Annotated in this window: 15 protein-coding genes; 5 read left to right on the plus strand and 10 right to left on the minus strand. The window is 64.9% G+C overall.

What is annotated here, in order from left to right; genetic code table 11:
- Positions 1–19 precede the first annotated feature (19 nt).
- From rfbC to Q0996_RS12185, 6 genes are all read right to left on the minus strand, one after another.
- Positions 20–589, minus strand: a complete 570-nt coding sequence (gene rfbC / locus Q0996_RS12160; RefSeq protein ID WP_299619688.1) for a dTDP-4-dehydrorhamnose 3,5-epimerase — start codon at positions 587–589, stop codon at positions 20–22.
- 98 nt (positions 590–687) lie between these two features.
- A complete protein-coding gene (locus tag Q0996_RS12165; RefSeq protein ID WP_299619690.1) occupies positions 688–2,061 on the minus strand; it encodes a TRAP transporter large permease subunit in 1,374 nt (457 codons plus the stop codon).
- An 81-nt stretch (positions 2,062–2,142) separates the two neighbouring features.
- A complete protein-coding gene (locus Q0996_RS12170) occupies positions 2,143–2,682 on the minus strand; it encodes a TRAP transporter small permease subunit (protein ID WP_299619693.1) in 540 nt (179 codons plus the stop codon).
- Positions 2,683–2,808: 126 nt separating this feature from the next.
- On the minus strand, positions 2,809–3,933 hold the full coding sequence (locus Q0996_RS12175; RefSeq protein ID WP_299619696.1) for a TRAP transporter substrate-binding protein: 1,125 nt from the start codon (positions 3,931–3,933) through the stop codon (positions 2,809–2,811).
- Between the two features lie 79 nt (positions 3,934–4,012).
- Positions 4,013–4,273, minus strand: coding sequence for a hypothetical protein (locus Q0996_RS12180; RefSeq protein ID WP_299619699.1), 261 nt, complete (start codon positions 4,271–4,273; stop codon positions 4,013–4,015).
- Positions 4,274–4,385: 112 nt separating this feature from the next.
- On the minus strand, positions 4,386–6,755 hold the full coding sequence (locus Q0996_RS12185; protein WP_299619702.1) for a heavy metal translocating P-type ATPase: 2,370 nt from the start codon (positions 6,753–6,755) through the stop codon (positions 4,386–4,388).
- Between the two features lie 247 nt (positions 6,756–7,002).
- Here Q0996_RS12185 and ggt point away from each other — a divergent pair, with 247 nt between their 5' ends.
- The 5 genes from ggt (at position 7,003) to Q0996_RS12210 (ending at position 12,851) form a co-directional block, all read left to right on the plus strand.
- The gene (gene ggt, locus Q0996_RS12190; protein WP_299619705.1) at positions 7,003–8,598 is read left to right on the plus strand and encodes a gamma-glutamyltransferase; all 1,596 of its coding nucleotides are present in this window, start codon (positions 7,003–7,005) and stop codon (positions 8,596–8,598) included.
- A gap of 33 nt (positions 8,599–8,631) precedes the next feature.
- The gene (locus Q0996_RS12195; protein ID WP_322096701.1) at positions 8,632–9,342 is read left to right on the plus strand and encodes a ribonuclease activity regulator RraA; all 711 of its coding nucleotides are present in this window, start codon (positions 8,632–8,634) and stop codon (positions 9,340–9,342) included.
- Positions 9,343–9,530: 188 nt separating this feature from the next.
- A complete protein-coding gene (locus Q0996_RS12200) occupies positions 9,531–10,991 on the plus strand; it encodes an alkaline phosphatase (RefSeq protein ID WP_299619708.1) in 1,461 nt (486 codons plus the stop codon).
- 135 nt (positions 10,992–11,126) lie between these two features.
- Positions 11,127–11,663, plus strand: a complete 537-nt coding sequence (locus Q0996_RS12205; protein ID WP_299619711.1) for a GNAT family N-acetyltransferase — start codon at positions 11,127–11,129, stop codon at positions 11,661–11,663.
- A 6-nt stretch (positions 11,664–11,669) separates the two neighbouring features.
- Positions 11,670–12,851: an MFS transporter gene (locus tag Q0996_RS12210; protein ID WP_299619714.1), complete on the plus strand. Its 1,182-nt coding sequence runs from the start codon at positions 11,670–11,672 to the stop codon at positions 12,849–12,851.
- Here Q0996_RS12210 and Q0996_RS12215 read toward each other — a convergent pair.
- Genes Q0996_RS12215 through Q0996_RS12230 form a run of 4 tightly spaced genes read right to left on the minus strand, consistent with a single transcriptional unit; the run spans position 12,848 to position 18,670 of the window.
- Positions 12,848–13,216 (minus strand): hypothetical protein, encoded by a 369-nt coding sequence (locus tag Q0996_RS12215; protein ID WP_299619717.1) that lies wholly within the window; start codon positions 13,214–13,216, stop codon positions 12,848–12,850. The genes Q0996_RS12210 and Q0996_RS12215 overlap by 4 nt on opposite strands.
- Positions 13,217–13,258: 42 nt before the next feature.
- A complete protein-coding gene (gene metH, locus Q0996_RS12220) occupies positions 13,259–16,765 on the minus strand; it encodes a methionine synthase (protein WP_299619720.1) in 3,507 nt (1,168 codons plus the stop codon).
- Positions 16,762–17,715, minus strand: a complete 954-nt coding sequence (gene metF, locus Q0996_RS12225; protein ID WP_299619723.1) for a methylenetetrahydrofolate reductase [NAD(P)H] — start codon at positions 17,713–17,715, stop codon at positions 16,762–16,764. The genes metH and metF overlap by 4 nt, the downstream gene beginning before the upstream one ends.
- Before the next feature lie 22 nt (positions 17,716–17,737).
- Positions 17,738–18,670: a metalloregulator ArsR/SmtB family transcription factor gene (locus Q0996_RS12230; RefSeq protein ID WP_299619726.1), complete on the minus strand. Its 933-nt coding sequence runs from the start codon at positions 18,668–18,670 to the stop codon at positions 17,738–17,740.
- Positions 18,671–18,731: the final 61 nt, after the last annotated feature.

Here is an 18,731-nt window from a genome sequence, read left to right on the forward strand (position 1 = left end):
AGGCTTCAAAGATGGCTTTCTAAGCCTTCCTTTCGTATTCGAAAACCCTTGATAAATCCCTTAGCGGCGGGAACTCGCCGTCCCGCTTCGACAGGGTGGCGCCCGCCTCTCCGATCGGCCAGTCGATCCCCAGGTCGGGATCGTTCCACAAGAGCCCCTGCTCGGCCTCCGGCGCATAGAGGTCGGAGACCTTGTAGAGCACCTCCGTATCCGGCTCCATGGTGCAGAAACCATGGGCGAAGCCGGCCGGTATGAAGATCTGGTTCCATTCCGCCGCCGAGATCATCGCCGTCACATGCCGGCCATAGCTCGGCGATCCGTGGCGCAGGTCGACGGCGACGTCGAAGACGGCGCCCTGGACGACCCGCAGAAGCTTCGCCTGGGCCCGCGGCGGCACCTGAAAGTGAAGCCCACGCACCGTGCCCGCGGCGGCGGACAGCGAATGGTTGTCCTGAACGAAATCCTCGGTGATGCCGGCCGCGGCAAAGGCCTGCTTGTTGTAGGTCTCCGAGAAGAAACCGCGGTGGTCGCCGTGCCTGGCCGGCCTGATGAGGCATACCTCCGGAATGTCCAACCTCGTCACTTCCATTCGCGGGCTCCCTAAATTGACTGAGGACTCCGGCCGGCCCCGGAATACGGCCGGGACGGTACCCCATTCGGAACCGGCTTTGTAGAGCCGCGGAAGGGCTAGCTACGGAATACCATGGTAATTTCCGGAAACAGCAGAACCAGCGCCAGCACAAAGAGCTGCAAGCCGATGAAGGGCAGGAAGCCGCGGAAGATGTCCGGCAGAGTGATGTGCGGCGGCGCCACGGATTTCAGGTAGAAGGCCGCGGGGCCGAACGGCGGGCTGAGGAAGCTGACCTGCATGTTCACGCAGAACAAAATCCCGAACCAGACAGCAACGAAGCTCGGCGCCGCGGCCAGCGCGGCGGTCAGGCCCAGTTCCTCCACCGGCAGCTTCAGCACGATGGGCATGAAGACCGGCATCACCAGCAGCACGATGCCGACCCAGTCCATGACGGCGCCCAGCAGCAGGAAGATGAGCATCATCAAGAGGAGGATGCCGAAGGTGGGCAGCTCGGTGCCGATAATGAGGTTGGCCACATAGGTCGGGCCGCCGGCGATGGTATAGGCGCCGGCCAGGGCCGTGGCGCCGAAGGTGATCCAGAGGATGGTCCCCGTCGACTTGTAGGTCCGCATCAGGGCTTCCTTGAAGAGAGCCCAGGACATCTCTCGCCGTACCAAGATGATGATGAGGACGGCGACGACGCCCATGCCGGCCGCCTCGGTGATGCCGGTAAAGCCGCCGTAGATGGAGCCGAGGACGACAAAGACCACAAAGAGAGGCGCCAGGAGTCCCGGCAGGGCACGCAGCTTGTCGGCCATGGTCACGCTCTCCCCGCCCTCCGGCAGCGGCGCCTGGTCGGGATTGAGCCGTGTACGGATGATGATATAGACGATGTAGCAGCCGCCGAGAATGAATCCAGGGATGAAGGCCGCCTTGAAGAGCGCGTGGATCGAGGTCTCGGTCACAAGCCCGTAGATGATCAGCACGATGGACGGCGGGATCATGGTGCCCAAGCTGCCGGAGGCGCAGATGGTACCGATGGCCAGGTTTTGGTTGTAGCCGAGACGCAGCATGTTCGGCAGCGCGATGAGTCCCAGGAGCACGACCTCGCCGCCGATGATCCCCGACATGGCGGCCATGATGATGGCCATGATGGCGGTAACGATGGCGATGCCGCCGCGCGTGCGGCTGAGCCAGACGTTGAGACTGTCGAACATGGCCCGGGCGATCCCCGATCGTTCCATGAGACAGGCCATGAATATGAACAGGGGAACGGATATCAGGACATAGTCCGTCATCAGCCCGTACATGCGCTGGGCGAGGATGTTCAGCGGACCCGTGCCGAAGGAGCGGAACAGCAGATCCGGCCCGAACTTCATCATCAAGACGGCAACCGCCAGAAACCCCGAAGCGAAGCCCAGCGGCATACCGATCGCCAACAGAACGAACAATCCTATGAGCAGGATCAGTGAGATCGTTCCGATATCCATAGAGCTTGGCCCCCCAGATCCTATGAACCCCCGCGGCGGCCGTTGATCCGGCCGCCCGATATTCTCAACACCGCTGTCCGATCAGTCGATGTGTTCTTCTTTCACTTCCTCTGCGAGGTCGTGAACTTCCTTTTCCTTGTTCCAGTCGGCGATCAGGTTGGTGACCGACTGGATCGCGATCAGCACCACGGTCAAGAGCACCAGGGGCTTCATAGTGGCGGGAATAGGCGGATCCCAGGCGGTGCCAAAGGTCTCCCAGCGCATCATCTTGGCCCAGGCCTCGTTGAAGCCGCCCCAGACGATCCCCGCCGCGAAGAGACAGATAAGGACCACCGAGATCGTATCGAAGAGGCGCTGCCAGCCGCGCGGCACCATGTCATAAAGAATGAAGATCCTGATGTGGCCGCGTTGCTGCATCACGTAGAGCCCGGCGAGCAGATAGATCCCGCCGGCAAGCCAGAGCGACATCTCGTTGACCCAAAGGGTCGGCCGCTCGAAGACGTAGCGCATCACCACTTCGTAGAACATGATGGCGACGACAAAGGCGATGACGAACATCACCACGCGGCTGATGGCGATGGTGATGCGGTCCATTAAGTTTTCGACCTCGTGCTCAACCACCACCCTGCTCCCTTTTCCGCTTCATGCCCCGTCCCAATAGAGAGTCGTCAATGAGGCCCTAAGAAAGTTCGGGCCCCTACCGCGTTCCGCAGCCAGGGGCCCGACTATCAACTGAGACGCCAGCGCTTACTGCACCAGGCCCAGGGTCTTCAGGAAGGCCGTGTGGCTGTCGACCAGCGCACGCGCCTCCGGAGTTTTGTCGGCCCAGCCCTGCCAGGCACGCTGGGCTGCTCCGCGGAAGGCCGCACGATCCTCTGCCGACCAATCGTGGAGGGTCACGCCCTGTTCGCGCAGCGCAGCCGCCGCCTTGTTGTTCTCGACTTCAAAGGTCAGGGCTGTCTGGAACGCCAGCTTCTGCATGGCGACCTCAATGATGCGCTGCAGATCCTCCGGAAGAGCATCCCAGGCGTCCTTGCGGATCGCAAGGTGGTCTGACGGCATGGAATGGAAGCCGGGATAGGTCGCGTGTTTCACCAGATCGAAAAGGCCGATGGATTTGTTGTTTGCAAGGCCGGAGTAGTCCGCGCCGTCGATGATCCCGGTCTCAAGCGCCGTGAAGACCTCGGTGAAGTCCATGACCACCGGCTTGGCGCCGAGCTCTGCGAAGATCTCGGTTTCCAGGCCCGGCGGCGAGCGGAACTTCCAGTCCTTCAGATCTGCGGGCCCTGCAATTGGACGGGAAGATGTCATCGACTCCTGACCGTAAACCCACCAGCCGATAAGCTGCATATTGTATTCATTGTAGAGCTCGTTGGCCGCGTCATAGCCGCCGCCGTAGTAGAGCCAGGCATATTGCTGCCAGGGCGTATCGTAGCCGCCCATGATGTCGCCGACGAACTGGAACGCGGGGTTCTTGCCGGTCTGATAGGCACCGCCGGTCATGTCGCCGTCGAGGATGCCGCTGGCCGCCGCATCGAAGGTCTCCACCGACTTCACAACCGAGGATGAGAAAAACAGTTCGATATCTATGCGGCCACCGGACATGGCCTCAACATCGTCGACAAACTGCTGGGCCAATTTCCCAGATGTTTGCTCAGGCGCGTAGTGGGTCTGGATGCGCAGCGTGTAGTCTGCGCTGAAAGCCGTCGAAAGGCCCAACACCGAAGTGGCCGCCGCTACGGCGGCGAGTCTCAAAACCTGCATGAATTCCTCCCTTTTTGCGTCAGCTGCGCGTTTCGTCATCGCGCGGGTGCCGGCACGAGTCTCCGCGCCTTCGCGAAGCAGCCTAAGCCAATCGACGAAGCGCGACAATATTTTCCCATTATCGCAACCCCCTAACGGCGCCGGAAACGCCTAGGGATTCCTAAGGTTCGATGGGAAATGCGACGGGTTACCCCTGCCCGGTCTGGTGCGCAGACCGCATCAGCGCCGGCCGGCTGAGGGACATGATCTCGATGCCCTGTCTCGCCAGATAGGCTTCGGCGGCCGCACGCGCCGAACCGTGGGAATCCTCGAAGCCCTCAGCGTACCACTCACTCTGGCGTTTCCAGGTCACGCGCCAGCGGTAGCCCGGACGCCCGCGCGGCCCAAGGGGCCCCGGGTTGCCCGGCCAGGGTTCGACAACGAGGTTGTAGTTTTTGAGACCGTGCATCGATCTTAGCCTGGTCCTGATTTCCGCGCACAAGGGGACCGAGCAATGCCTACGCCAAGCGTTAACTATAAACGATGGTGCAGCGTAGAGTGAGCAAAAAATTTAGCGGAATTCAGCCAGCGTCGACTGCTTTGCGTTGCAACCTCAGGGCGTTGGCAATCACAGAGACGGACGACAGGCTCATGGCCGCAGCGGCAATCATCGGGCTCAACAGCCAGCCGGTCAGCGGATAGAGCGCTCCGGCCGCCAAGGGCACGCCCAACAGATTGTAGGCGAAGGCGAAGATCAGATTCTGCCGGATGTTGCCGAGGGTGGCTCGGCTGAGGCGCCGGGCCGCCACCAGCCGCTTCAGATCGCCCTTCAACAAGGTGATGCCGGCGCTCTCCACGGCGACGTCGGCACCGCCGCCCATGGCGACCCCGACGTCGGCCTGGGCCAGGGCCGGCCCGTCGTTCACGCCGTCGCCGGCCATGACGACCTTATGACCGTTACGCTGCAATTCGGCGACCTGAGCCGCTTTTTCTCCCGGCAACACCTCGGCCACGATACGTTCGATGCCGAGCGGTGCCGCGACGGCCTCCGCCGCTCTTCGGTTGTCGCCGGTGAGCATCACCACTTCCAGACCCTCGGCCCGCAAGGCGGCCAGGGCGCCGGCTGTGGTCGGCTTGATCGGGTCGGCGACGGATAGCAGCCCCAGGCAACGGCCATCGAGCGCCAGCAGCATGACCGTCTCGCCCTCGGCCTGACGTTCGCTTGCGAGGGCCTCGAAGGGCGCGGTCTCGATACCCTCCTCCGCCAGCCAGGCGGGCTTGCCCAGCAGCGCCGGCGCGCCATCGAAGAGTCCCCGCACACCCTTGCCCGGCACCGCTTCGAAGCGCGCTGCCCTCGGGACCGACAGTGCGCGCTCGGCGGCCGCCGCCACCACGGCGCCGGCGAGGGGATGCTCGCTCTGGTCCTCGAGACCCGCCGCCAGACCCAACAGCCGATCCTCTTCCACCCCCGGGTCCGCCTCCAGCTTTACCACCCGGGGTTTGCCCTCGGTCAGGGTTCCGGTCTTGTCGACCACAAGGAGATCGGCCTGTGCCAGATGCTCCATGGCTTCGGCATCCTTCACCAGAACACCCAGGCCGGCGCCGCGGCCGACGGCGACCATGATCGACATCGGCGTTGCCAGACCCAGGGCGCAGGGACAGGCGATGATCAGCACGGACACGGCGGCGACCACGGCATAGCCGAGGGCAGGCGGCGGCGCGAAGACCATCCAGGCCGCAAAGCTCGTCACCGCGACCAGGACCACCAGCGGCACAAGATAGGCGGCGGCGATATCGGCCTGACGCTGGGCCGGTGCCCGGCTTCGCTGGGCCTCGCTCACCAGCTTCACGATCTGCGCCAGCACCGTCTCGCGGCCAACGCGCTCGGCCTCGAACAGTAAGCTGCCGGTGCCGTTGACGGTGCCGCCGGTCACCGGGTCGCCGGGCTTCTTGGGCACCGGCTGCGCCTCTCCGGTCAGCATGGACTCATCGACCGCGCTTTCCCCCTCGACGACCAGGCCGTCGACAGCGATCTTCTCGCCGGGCCGCACCTGAATGCGGTCTCCCGGCCGCAAGGCATCCGCCGGACGCTCATGGACCGATCCGTCGTTACCCACCACTCGCGCAACCTTCGGCGTCAGGTCCAGCAGCGCCCGCAGGGCGCTGCCGGTCCGTTCGCGCGCGCGCAACTCCAGCACCTGCCCCAGCAGCACCAGCGTGATGATGACGGCCGCGGCCTCGAAGTAGACCCCGACCTGTCCCTGCGCCGTCCGCAAGTCGTCGGGAAAGACGCCGGGCGCGACGGTGGCCAGCAGGCTGAAGAGGTATGCGGCGCCGGTCCCCAGGGCGATCAAGGTGAACATGTTGAGGTGGCGGGTCTTGAGCGAGGACCAGCCGCGCTGGAAAAACGGCCAGCCGCACCACAGCACCACCGGCGACGCGAGCAGCAGTTCCACCCAGTTGGACCAGCCGGACGGGACGAGACCAAGCCCAAACAGATGCATGCCCATGACCAGCACCACCAGCGGCAAGGTCAGGACCGCCGCGATCCGGAACCGCCGGGTCATGTCCAGCAGTTCTTCGTTGGGGCCGCTGTCGAGTGGCAAGTCCTTCGGCTCCAGCGCCATGCCGCATTGCGGGCAGGTGCCTGGACCCAACTGCTCGACCTCCAGGTGCATCGGACAGATGAAGAGGACGTCGTCCGCGCCTGCGGGCGGGTGCAGCGCGGTGCCGTCCAGGACCCCCGCCGGATCGGCCTCAAACTTCGACAGGCAGTGGTCGGAGCAGAAGAAATAGGTCTCGCCGAGATGGGCGCTGCGCCGCGGATTGCCGTCGGTGGAGACCGTCATGCCGCAGACCGGATCGCGCGCCGTGCCGCCGTCCGGCTGCTGTTCAGGGTGCTGCGCGCCGCAGGTGCCGCAGTGTTCATCTGTTCGGACGGCCTCGACCATGAGCGGAGATCGTGTCCCAATGGTTGGAGTTGTCCGCCGGATATGGACCTTCCCGTGACTGGAAGGTCAAGGGTCCTTCCGGGGGTCTTTCCAAGCCCCGTCCGGGCCGCTACACCAGAAGAACGCAACACGCGCGTCCGGTCTGTCCGCCAGACCGGGTCTCGACAGGGCGAAAGAACAGCACTTCGAATGCGGACTTCGGCGCGCCCAGAGAGGAAGTGTGCGCAGAGAGGAAGTGTACAAGGTCATGCGAAATCTTGAACTGCCGGGCCGCTCGGTAGCCCGTTCCCTCAACGGAATGGCAGCAACCTCCCACAGCTTGGCGACCCTGACGGCCATCACCGTTCTGCAGGACGGCGGCAATGCGATGGATGCAGCGGTCGCGGCCTGTGCCGTGCAGGGCGTGGTCGAACCGGAATCGACCGGAATCGGCGGCGACTGCTTTGTGCTCTACGCGCCCAAAGGCGGCAGCGAAATCATTGCCTTCAACGGCTCCGGCCGCGCCCCACAGGCTGCCACGGCACAGTGGTTCGTCGAACAGGGGATCGACAAGATCGAGCGCTTCTCGCCCCACTCGGTGACCGTGCCCGGTTCCGTCGACGCCTGGGAGCAGTTGCTGCGCGACCACGGCACACGGAGCCTCGGCGACCTGCTGCAGCCGGCGATCCGCTTTGCCCACGAAGGCTATGCCATTACCGAGCGCGTGTTCCAGGATTGGGAGGGCGAGATCGAAGCCCTCTCCCACGACCCGGCGACCAGCCGCATGTTCCTGCCCGGCGGCGCACCGCCGCCCCTCGGCAGCATCCACCGCCAGCCGGAACTGGCCGCCAGTCTCGAGTTGATTGCAGAGCAGGGCCGCGACGCCTTCTACCGTGGCTCCATTGCCGAAGACCTTGTCGCGCATCTGCGCGAACTGGGCGGCCTCCACACCCTGGAGGACTTCGCCGCGGCCTGTGGTGAATACGTCGATCCCATCAAGAGCAGCTATCAGGGCTATGACGTCGTCCAATGCCCGCCGAACGGCCAGGGCGTGATTGCCCTCCTGCTGCTCAACATTCTCTCCGGCTATGATTTGTCTTCCATGGACCCGATGGGCAGCGCGCGCCTGCATCTGGAGATCGAGGCGACACGCCTGGCCTACCGCGAGCGCGACGCCCATCTGGCCGATCCGGCCCAGGCCGAGGTTCCCGTCGAGCAGTTGCTTTCCGCGGACTACGCCGTCGAGCTGCGCCGCTCCATCGATATGGACAAGGCTTCGCTGCCGCCCTCCCCGGCACCGCTGGCCGCCCATGCCGATACGGTCTACCTGAGCGTGGTGGACAAGGACCGCAACGCCGTCAGCTTCATCAATTCGACCTTCAGCTCTTTCGGCAGCGGCATCACCGGACCCAAGAGCGGTGTGGTCTTGCAGAATCGCGGCGGCGCGTTTTCGACGGACCCGGGCCACCCAAACTCCATCGCACCGGGCAAGCGCCCCATGCACACCATCATCCCCGGTATGCTGGTGAAGAACGACAGAACCGTCATGAGCTTCGGGGTCATGGGCGGTCACTACCAGGCGGCCGGCCACGCGCGGTTCCTCACCAATATGCTGGACCACGGCCTGGACGTTCAACAGGCCATGGATCTGCCGCGCATCTTCCCGCCGTCCGGCGAGGTGGAGGTCGAGGCGGAGAGCGGCGTACCCCGCGAGCGGCTGTCGGCCCTCGAAGCCATGGGCCACCGCTTCTGCGATCCGCCGAAGCCCATCGGGGGCAGCCAGGCGATCCAGATCGACTGGGAGGCCGGCACCCTGGCCGGAGGCTCGGACCCGCGCAAGGACGGCTGCGCCCTCGGATACTAGGGTCGGTCGCCAAGACAGAAAAGGGAGTGAATCGTGGGAGCCCTGGAACCGGCGCTGCGTGAGGTCTACACCCAGATCTCGACGGCAACGATCACCACCATTCTGCTGAAAAAAGGGCTGCGAAACGTCTGGCTGCGGGGCGCCGCGCCCCTGCGCGGCGGCGCCGGGCGCCTGGTCGGCCCGGCCTTCACCTTGCGCTTCGTGCCGGCGCGCGAGGACTTGGCGACCCCGGAGTCCTGGTCCTCGCCCACCTCCACCCGCGCCGCCATCGAAGCGATGCCGGACGGTGTAATCACCGTGGTCGATGCCATGGGCAACCGCGATGCCGGCATCTTTGGCGATATTCTCTGCGCGCGCATGCACAAGCGCGGCGTGACCGCCCTGGTGACCGACGGGGTGTTACGCGACCTGGACGGGGTCGAGGCCAGCGGCCTGCCGGTCTGGTGCGCCGGCGTGGCGGCGCCGCCTTCGGTGGCGGCCCTCACCTTCGTCGGTTGGCAACAGCCCATCGCCTGTGGCGGTGTCGCGGTTTTTCCCGGCGACCTGATCGTTGCCGACCGCGACGGTGCGGTGGTGGTCCCGCAGGCGCTGATCGCCGAGGTCGCGGAACTCGGCATCGAGCAGGAGCGCTTCGAGGGATGGGTCATGCGGGAGGTCGGCCAGGGCGCAAGCCTGCCGGGCCTCTACCCACCCGACGAGGAAACCCGCGCCCGCTACATCGCGGAGACCCAACGCAAGGGCTAGCGGTCATTCGGCTTACGCCGGAGCGGTGCCGGAACACAGCCGGCCGGTGGACCGCCCGGCTAACGATCCCATCCGATGAGATATTGGATAGCGCGGCGCGGCGGCGGCCTTCCAATGCGCATTGGAAATCGTCCAATGGTCGTGTTTCTATAAGTTCTACACATTTTTGATTGTAGGCGGCGGGCCATGTGCCCGGCACAGTGGGCCAAGGCGTATCCCTTCGACTCACCGCGGTCCGATCAATGGGAGGTGGCGACATGATCATCAGGGAACCGACCGTCGGCCCAATCATTGGGTGGACGACAGTCAGCTCAGCGCGGCTCTGGGCGAGAGGAGAGCAGCGCTGCGATACGCGAACCTTCGGCGCCGCGCGGATCCGTAAGAGTGGGGACATGAGGTACGGCGAAGCGAAGGTCTTCAAGATGATGCCCAGCTTCGATTTTACCGCCATTGTCGATTTCGCCGACCTGGAGGTGAATCAGAGCTACGACTACCAGATCGGCTACTTCTTTGCCGACGGGGAGCCGGGCGACATAGAGATAACCGAGTCCGATAACTGGCACGAGGCGGCGCGCGGCACGTTCAAGACGGTCGCCTCGAAAAGCGCCGGTGAAACATCCTTTGTCTTCGGATCCTGCCGCTATCTGCTGCGGCTCTTCGGCGGAACGCTGTTCGACGGCCGCGGTGACAAGACCTTCCGGTCAATCGACCGGCAGATCGAGGCAGGCCATGCTATCGACTTGCTGCTCATGGTGGGCGACCAGATCTATGCCGACGACCTCAACGTCTTTGGGCCCGACCGTTCCCTCGACGAATTCTTCTCCCGCTATCGGAAGGTCTTCGGCCAGCCCCATATCCGAAAGCTGATGGGCCGGGTCCCGACCTATATGACCCTGGACGATCACGAGATCAGCAACGACTGGAGCCAGGATCAGGTCAAGAAGAACGCCGATCTCTTCGCCGCGGCAATCCACGCCTATCAGTGCTACCAGTTCGTTCATGGGCCGGGCTTTCGGTATTCGGGCAGGCCGGACTATTCCGATACACCGCAAAAGCTGTGGTACGAATTCCGCCACGGCAACTCCGCGTTCTTCGTCATGGACACCAGGACCGAGCGTCACCCGTCGTTCTCGCCGCCGGAAATGATTGGCGAGACGCAGATGGATGCGCTGTTGGACTGGCTGACGGCGCCGGCTCATAAGCCCGCCAACAAGTTCGTTGTCACCTCGGTCCCCTTCTTTCCCGATACCCGCTCCGGTTCGAGCGACAAGTGGTCAGGCTTCAAGAGGCAGCGCCTGCAGATCCTCGACCACATCCGCAAGAACAAGATAGCGAAGGTCGTCTTCCTGGCCGGCGACGTTCACTGCTCCATGGCCGGGCAGCTCACGTACAAGGGCGACCGATCATTCCGGGTTACCTCCGTGATCTCGTCCTCGTTCTACTGGCCCTACCCTCAAGGCCAGGCTTCTGGCTTCCAGCGAAGCGGGCATCTGGATGTCGGCGAAGACCAAAACTACAAGCTGTCGGGCTTCGAAGAGGTTCATTCTGACGACAACTTCGCACGGCTCACCACGGTCGGCGGCAAACTGAAGGCGGAGTTCTTCGAGCGCAAGGGCGCCGCCTTGGGTACGCACACGCTGACCCTGTGACCGCGGACCATGGACCGCCGTGGGTCCGCCCCGCAGGCAGCCGTCGTATTCCGGTGACTGCGTGACGGCACATTCAACCCGGAGTCCGCGACATCTCCCTTGCCTCTCAAGGGAGATGTTCCTAGCCTTTTAGGCATGCGAGGGCTCAAGCGATTCTTTCCCGCCTACCGGCTGCGCCTGGCGGTTCAGGAGGATGCCGAAGCGCTGTTGCGCGTGCACCAGCGCGCCATCCTCACGCTTGGCCGGCGAGTCTACAACGAAGCCCAACTCAGAAGCTGGGCAACGGGCAACACCTCAGAACGCTACGTCAAAGCCATCCGCGACGAAGGCGAGGTGTTCGAGGTCGCCGAGGCACGCCGCGCGGGCATCGTCGCGTTTTGCTCGCGCAAGGATGGCGAAGTCCGTGGGCTTTACGTCGACCCGGACTGGGCGCGTCACGGTATCGGCAGCCTGCTCCTGAACCGCGCCGAAGCCGCCATCAGGGCCGCCGGCCACGACCGGGTTTCCATCGGCGCCAGCCTGGTGGGACTTCCCTTCTACGAAGCCCGCGGCTATACGGTCCTGCGGCATCGCCACTGGAAGACCCGCGGCGGTCTGTTCATCCCGGCAGCGGAGATGGAAAAGACCGTGGGTAGGGCCTTTCCTCGCAAGGCGGTCCATTCGCCGCCGTAACCAGGCGTGGGCTCACGGTCTGCGCCGGCAACCCGGGAGCCATCAATCGTATCTGCCGCGCCCGCGACCGGCCGAGCCAGACACTCGATCACGGCGATCTTCTTCGTAAACGGCATCCTGATCGGCTGCTGGGCCTCTGCGATTCCCCAGATCAAGGAACGCCTCGCCCTCGACGAAGGACCGCTGGGGCTGGCTTTGCTGTGCTTTGCCTTCGGCTCCATCGTCGCCATGCTCCTGGGCGGCCCGCGGATCGACCGCGTCGGCAGCCGCCTCGTGATCGCCATCAGCGCCTTCGGCTTCTGTCTCAGCCTGCCGCTGGTGATCCTGGCCGCGTCTCTGCCGCAGCTTCTGGCCATCGCCAGCCTGATCGGCTTTACCAACGGGCTGATGGACGTGGCCATGAACGCCCAGGGGATCACCGTCGAGCGCCAACGCGGCCGCCCGATCATGTCTTCCCTCCATGCCTTCTTCAGCATCGGCGGCATGACCGGTGCCGGCGTTGCGGCGCTGACTTATGAGCTCGGCGGAGGCATTCAGCACTTCCTGATCGCGGTTCCCCTCTTGGTCGCGCCAATCGCGTTCTTTGCCCTGCAGGCGCTGCTGACCGACGGGCAGGGTCGGGCTGCGAAGACCACTCTCCTCGCCTTGCCGCCGCGGGCATTGTGGCTCATCGCCGCCTTCGCCTTCCTCGCCTTCGTTTGCGAGGGCGCGATGTTCGACTGGGCGGCGGTCTATCTGCGCGAGGCTCTGCTGAGCGAACCCGGCACCGCCGCCCTGGGCTTCGGGGTCTTCTCCGCCGCCATGGCGGCGGCGCGGCTCTGCGGGGACCGGGTGGTCGCCAGGTTCGGCCGGGTTCTCGTCCTGAGAGGCAGCGCGACCCTCGCGCTGATCGGCTACACGCTGGCGCTTTCGGGCGGGACGGTGCCGCCTACACTCTTAGGCTATGCCCTGATCGGCCTGGGTGTGGCCAACATCGTGCCGATCCTGTTCTCCCTTGGCGGCAGCCAGGAAGGCGTGGGCCAGGGCAGCGGGATCGCCGCGGTGGCAACCGCGGGCTACAGCGGCTCCCTCCTGGGCCCTGCCTTTGTCGGCTTCCTTGCGGACCTCTCCAGCCTGCGGTGGTCGCTGGCGGTGACCGCCTGCTTCCTCTTGCTTCTGGTGATCTTCGGCGGGCGTGTCCGCCGCTAAACCGTACGCTCCGGATAGCAGATGCAATCCTCAAGCGCCGTCAGGAATCCCTGGGCGATGGTGGTCTCCGGGTCCATTTCGCGGAGAATCCGGCGCAGCACCGTGCTGCCTTCGGGAAAGCGGCGCATATGGGCGATGGTCTCTTTGGCCAGGCGCTCGCCCAGCGGCCAATCGTCCTCGTAGACGCCGCTGTCCTCAGGAACCTCCCAGTAACGCCAGCCCCCTTCCCCGTCATGGGTGACGGTGGGGAACTTCAGCCACTCCGCGTCCCACCAGTCGGCGGCCTTGGCGGCCTCCTCGACGGCGGTCTCGTTCTCCTGGCGGTAGTCGTCGAGGTCGAGGACCTTCTTCTGTGCAGCCATCATTCATGTCCTCCTTTCGTTTCGATCCGGGCGGCCGGTCGCCGACTAGACCGAGAAGTACTTCGCCTGCGGGTGATGCAGGACGATTGCCGAAGTCGATTGCTCGGGGTGCAACTGGTGTTCGTCGGACAGCACGATGCCGATCTCCCCGGCATCCAGCAGGTCCAACAGCTTCTCCTGGTCCTCCAGCTTGGGACAGGCCGGATAGCCGAAGGAATAGCGCGACCCGCGGTAGCCCTGACCCAAAAGCGCGTCGCGGTCCCGGGCGTCCTCGTGCCCAAATCCGAGTTCCGCGCGCACCCGCTTGTGCAGGTATTCCGCCAAGGCCTCGGCCATCTCGACGCCCAGTCCGTGTAGGTAGAGGTAGTCCTGGTACCGGTCGTCGTGGAACCACTCCCGCGCCACGTCCGAAGCGCGCTGGCCGACGGTGACGATCTGCAGGCCCAGAACGTCGCGCTGACCGCTCGAAAGGTCGCGCACGAAGTCGGCGATGCAGAGACCGCCGTTACGCCCCTGACGCGGAAGGGTGAAACGGGCCACTTCCCGGTCATGATCCTCGGGATCGAAGAGGATAACGTCGTTGCCCTCGGCATTGGCCGGCCAATAGCCATAGACCGCCTGTGGCAGCAGGATGTCCTGCTGCTTGCAGACGTCCAGCATTCGCTTCAGGGTCGGGCGCAGCTCCTTGCGCGCCCATTTCATGTAGTCCTCGAGGGAGCGGCCGTTCTTCCGGTAACCCCACTGGAACTGATAGAGCATGCGGTCATTCAGGAAAGGCACCAGCGCGTCCAGCGGCACCCTCGCCAGCACCCGGGGACCCCAGAAGGGCGGCTGCGGGACCGAGACACCGTTGGCCAGCTCCTCACGCCGCAACCGGGTTTCCTCGAAATCGACCGGACGCTGGTCGGCGCGGGTCGCCTGCCCCAACACACGCTTGCCGTTCTTCGGCCGGTCGGCTTGCTTTTGTTGGCGTTCTTCGACGTGCGCGGCGAAGTTGCCGTTCACCACCTTGTCCATCAGGGAGAGGCCGTCGAAGGCATCGCGGGCATAGGCGACATGGCCGCTGCCGTAAGCCGCCGCGCAGTCGCTCTCCACGTAGTTCCGGGTGAGCGCGGCGCCGCCCAGCATCACCGGTACGGAGACCGCGTCGCGGGTCATGCGCTCCAGGTTCTCGCGCATCACCACTGTCGATTTCACCAGCAGCCCGGACATACCCACCGCATCGGCCTCGTGCTCGACCACGGCAGCCAGGATGTTGTCGATGGGCTGCTTGATGCCCAGGTTGACCACCTTGTAGCCGTTGTTGGTGAGGATGATGTCCACCAGGTTCTTGCCGATGTCGTGAACGTCACCCTTCACCGTCGCCAGGACGATGGTGCCTTTCTCCTGGCCGTCCACCTTTTCCATGTAGGGCTCCAGGAACCGCACGGCCGCCTTCATGGTCTCCGCCGACTGCAGAACGAAGGGCAGTTGCATTTTGCCGGCACCGAACAGCTCGCCCACCACCTTCATGCCGTCCAGAAGATGGATGTTGATGATGTCGAGGGGCGGATGCTTCTCCAGCGCCTCGCTCAAGTCTTCTTCAAGGCCCTGGCGGTCGCCGTCGATGATGCGGTCCTTCAGACGGGTCTCCACATCCTCGGCGCGGGCCTTCTTCTCCGTGGCGGCGGCACTGCGCCCTTCGAAGAGGGCGATGAAGGCCTGCAGCGGATCGTAACCGGGCTGCCGCCGGTCGAAGATCAGGTCCTCGGCGACCCGCACCTCTTCCTCGGGGATCTTGTGCAGCGGCATGATCTTGCTGACGTGGACAATGGCCGCCGTCAGACCCCGCTTGATGGCATGGTCGAGGAACACCGAGTTCAGCACATGGCGGGCCGCCGCGTTCAACCCGAAGGAGATGTTCGAGAGCCCGAGCAGGATCTGACAGTCGGGCAGTTCGCGGGCGATGCCCTCGATCGCGTCCAGTGTCCAGAGGCCGAGCTTGCGGTCGTCTTCGTTGCCGGTGCAAATGGTGAAGGTCAGGGGATCGATGATCAGATCGCCCGACGGCAAGCCGTAGCGCGTGCAGGCGAAGTCGTGCAGCCGCTTGGCGACCGCCACCTTCTGCTCGGCCTCCTTGGCCATACCCTCTTCATCGATGGTCAGCGCGATCACCGCCGAGCCGAATTGCCGCGCCAGTGCCAGGCGCTTGGCCGCCGGCTCCTCGCCGTCTTCGAAGTTGATGGAATTGAGGATCGGCTTGCCGCCGTAGAGCCGCATGGCGGATTCCAGAACCGGCAATTCGGTGGAATCGAACACCAGCGGCGCCGAGACGGAGCCGCGCATGCGGTTCACCACCTCGTTCATCTCCGCCACCTCGTCGCGGCCAACGAAGGCCGTGCAGACGTCGATGGTGTGAGAGCCTTCCTTCACCTGCTCGACCCCCATGGCCACGCAGGCGTCCCAGTCCCCGGCCTCCTGCAGCTGCCGGAAGCGCCGGCTGCCGTTGGCGTTGCAGCGCTCGCCAATGGAGAGATAGGCGTTCTCCTGGCGCAGCGAGACCTGGCTGTAGAGCGAGGCGACCGAGGGCACCCAGACGCTTTGGCGTTCTTTCGGGGGCGGGCGGTGGGCAGCCTTGCCCGCCTCCTCTGCGCGCCGCCGCAGCATCGCGTCGAGAGCCGCGATGTGTTCGGTGGTGGTGCCGCAGCAGCCGCCGATCAGGTTGACGCCGTCCTCGACGAGGAAGCGTTCCAGCCAGTCGGCGAGCTCCTGCGGCTGCAAGGGATAGCGGGTCTGCCCGTCCACCAGCTCCGGTAGGCCGGCATTGGGCTGGACCGAAACCGGGCCAGGCCAGTTGTCCGCCAGCCATTCCAGATGGGGCGCCATCTCCTGCGGGCCGGTAGCGCAGTTCAAGCCTATGATCGGCACGTCCAGGGCCGCGAGCACCGTCGCCGCCGCCGAGACATCGGCGCCGACCAGCAGAGTGCCGGTGGTCTCCACCGTCACCTGCACCATGATCGGCAGGTCGACACAAGCGGCGAGGCGCGCCGCCTTTGCCCCATTGACTGCCGCCTTCACCTGCAGGGTGTCCTGACAGGTCTCGATGAGGATGGCATCCACGCCGCCGGCGATCAGGCCGCTGCATTGGGTGGTGAAGGCCGCTTCCAGGGAGTCGTAGTCGATATGGCCGAGCGATGGCAGCCGCGTTCCCGGCCCCACCGAGCCGAGCACGAAGCGCTGGCGACCGTCACCGGCAAAAAGCTCCGCCGCCTCCCGCGCGATCTCTGCGGCGCGGCGGTTGATCTCCTCGGCACGCTCGCTGAGATCGAATTCGCCGAGGGTGATGGGGGAGCCGCCGAAGGTGTTGGTCTCCACCATGTCGGCGCCGGCCGCGAAATAGCCGCGGTGAATCTCCCGCACCATGTCCGGCCGCGAGAGATTCAGAACCTCGGTACAGTTCTCCTGGCCCCAGAAGTCGTCTTCCAGGGACAGGTCCATGGCCTGCACACGGCTGCCCATGGCGCCGTCACAGAGCAGCACCTGCTGCGAAAGCTGTTCGAGCAGCTTGCTCATCCCGCAGCCCTGGCAGCGACCGGCGCATGGCCATGCAGGTCGTTGGCCACAAATGCCTCGCACAGCAACAGGCGGCAGACGGCGGCCGTCAGATCCGCCCGGTTCAAGGTGTAGAAGTGGAAGTCCTCCACGCCCCGCGCCACCAGATAGCGGCAAAGGTCCGCCGCCACCGATACCGCCACGGGATCGCGGACTTCCGGCTGGTCCTGCACACCCTCGAAGAGCGCGCACAGCCAGGAGGGCACCGCAGCCTTGCAGGTCGCAGCGATCTCAAGCGTACGCTTGAAGTTCACGATGGGCAGGATGCCGGGAACGATAGGCGCCGTGATACCGGCTGCCCGCGCCCGGTCGACGAAACGCAGGAAGTCGTCGGGATCGAAGAAGAACTGGGTGATAGCGCGGGTCGCACCGGCATCCAGCTTGCGTTTCAGGTTGTCGAGGTCCGCGTCCGCGCTGCGTGCCTGGGGATGCACCTCCGGATAGGCCGCCACGGAGATCTCGAAGTCGGCGACCTGCCGCAGGCCGGCGACCAGATCGGCAGCGAAGGCGTAACCCTCCGCATGCGGCGTGAAGTCGGGACTGTCCTTCGGCGGATCGCCACGCAGGGCCACGACGTGGCGCACACCATCGGCCCAATACCCTTCTGCGATGCGCTGGATCTCGGACTTGCTGGCCCCGACGCAGGTCAGATGCGCCGCGGGCGCCAGGCTGGTCTCATCGAGAATGCGCCGCACGGCCCGCAGGGTTCTTTCCTGGGTCGTACCGCCGGCGCCATAGGTCACAGAGACGTAGGGCGGATCGAATTGCTCGAGCTCGCGAAGCGCGCGCCAGAACCGCTCCTCGGCCAAGGGCGAAGCCGGCGGAAAGAACTCGAATGAAAAGCGCAGTCCCGCCGCGGAGGGCATCGGCGTCGCGCGGGAAGGAAGCCTGTAGTCAAGTGCCTCGGGCATGGTTGCTCTCCGTTTCGCCGACCTAAGCCGCTGTCGCCCGGTCCTGCGCGCCGCCGCGGCGCGCCGACCAGATGGTAATCGTCAGAGGGTCTCCCTGAAGCTGCCGGCTCTCCGCCGGCTGCAATCCGGCCGCCTTCACCCAGGCCCGGATGCTCTTCTCATCGAAGCCGAGCCAGCGGTGTTCGTGTTCGTCGCGCAGGAAGTCGAGGGCATGGGCCTGGAAATCGACGATGAACAAACGACCGCCGGGGCGCAGCACCCTGGCCGCCTCTTCGATGGCCTGACCCGGGCGCTCCGCGTAATGCAGGACCTGATGGATGGTTACGGCATCAAAGCTGCCGGCTGCGGCCGGCAGGTGATACATGTCGCCCTTGCGCACGACGCAGTTCCGCAGCCTTGCCCGTTCCAACTTCGAACGGGCAATCATCAGCATGTCCGGGGAAAGGTCGATACCGACAGCCCGCTCCACCTCGCCGGCCAAGACCTCCAACACCCGGCCTGTACCGGTGCCGACGTCGAGCAGATCAGACACCTTCTCGCGGGCAATGAGCTGGCGCAGCAATGCTTCGACTTTGTTGTCTTGCACATAGAGCGCACGAATCTCGTCCCAGCGCGCCGCCACCCGCTGAAAGTAATCTTCGGCGCGCTGGGCACGGTCTTTCATGATGGCCTCAAGCCTGCCGAGATCGCGCACCACCGTCGGGTCTTGGCCAGGTACTGAATCGACGAGGGTCTGAGCCAATCCTGCAGAGGCCGACTGCTGTGACAGCCGGTAGTAGACCCAGGTGCCTTCCCGATTGCGGTCCAGCAAACCGGCTTCGGTCAGCAGCTTCAAATGACGTGAAATGCGGGGCTGGCTCTGTCCGAGAATCTGCACCAGGTCGGAGACCGTCAGGTCGCCGTGCGCACAGAGCACAAGCAACCTGAGCCGGGTCGGCTCGGCGGCGGCTTTCATGGCGGCCAGCAGGTGTTCCATTCACCCTTCCCCGGTTCTCGCGACGCTCGGCATCAAGATG

This window comes from Pelagibius sp. (assembly GCF_028289705.1).
Classification (GTDB): domain Bacteria; phylum Pseudomonadota; class Alphaproteobacteria; order Kiloniellales; family Kiloniellaceae; genus Pelagibius.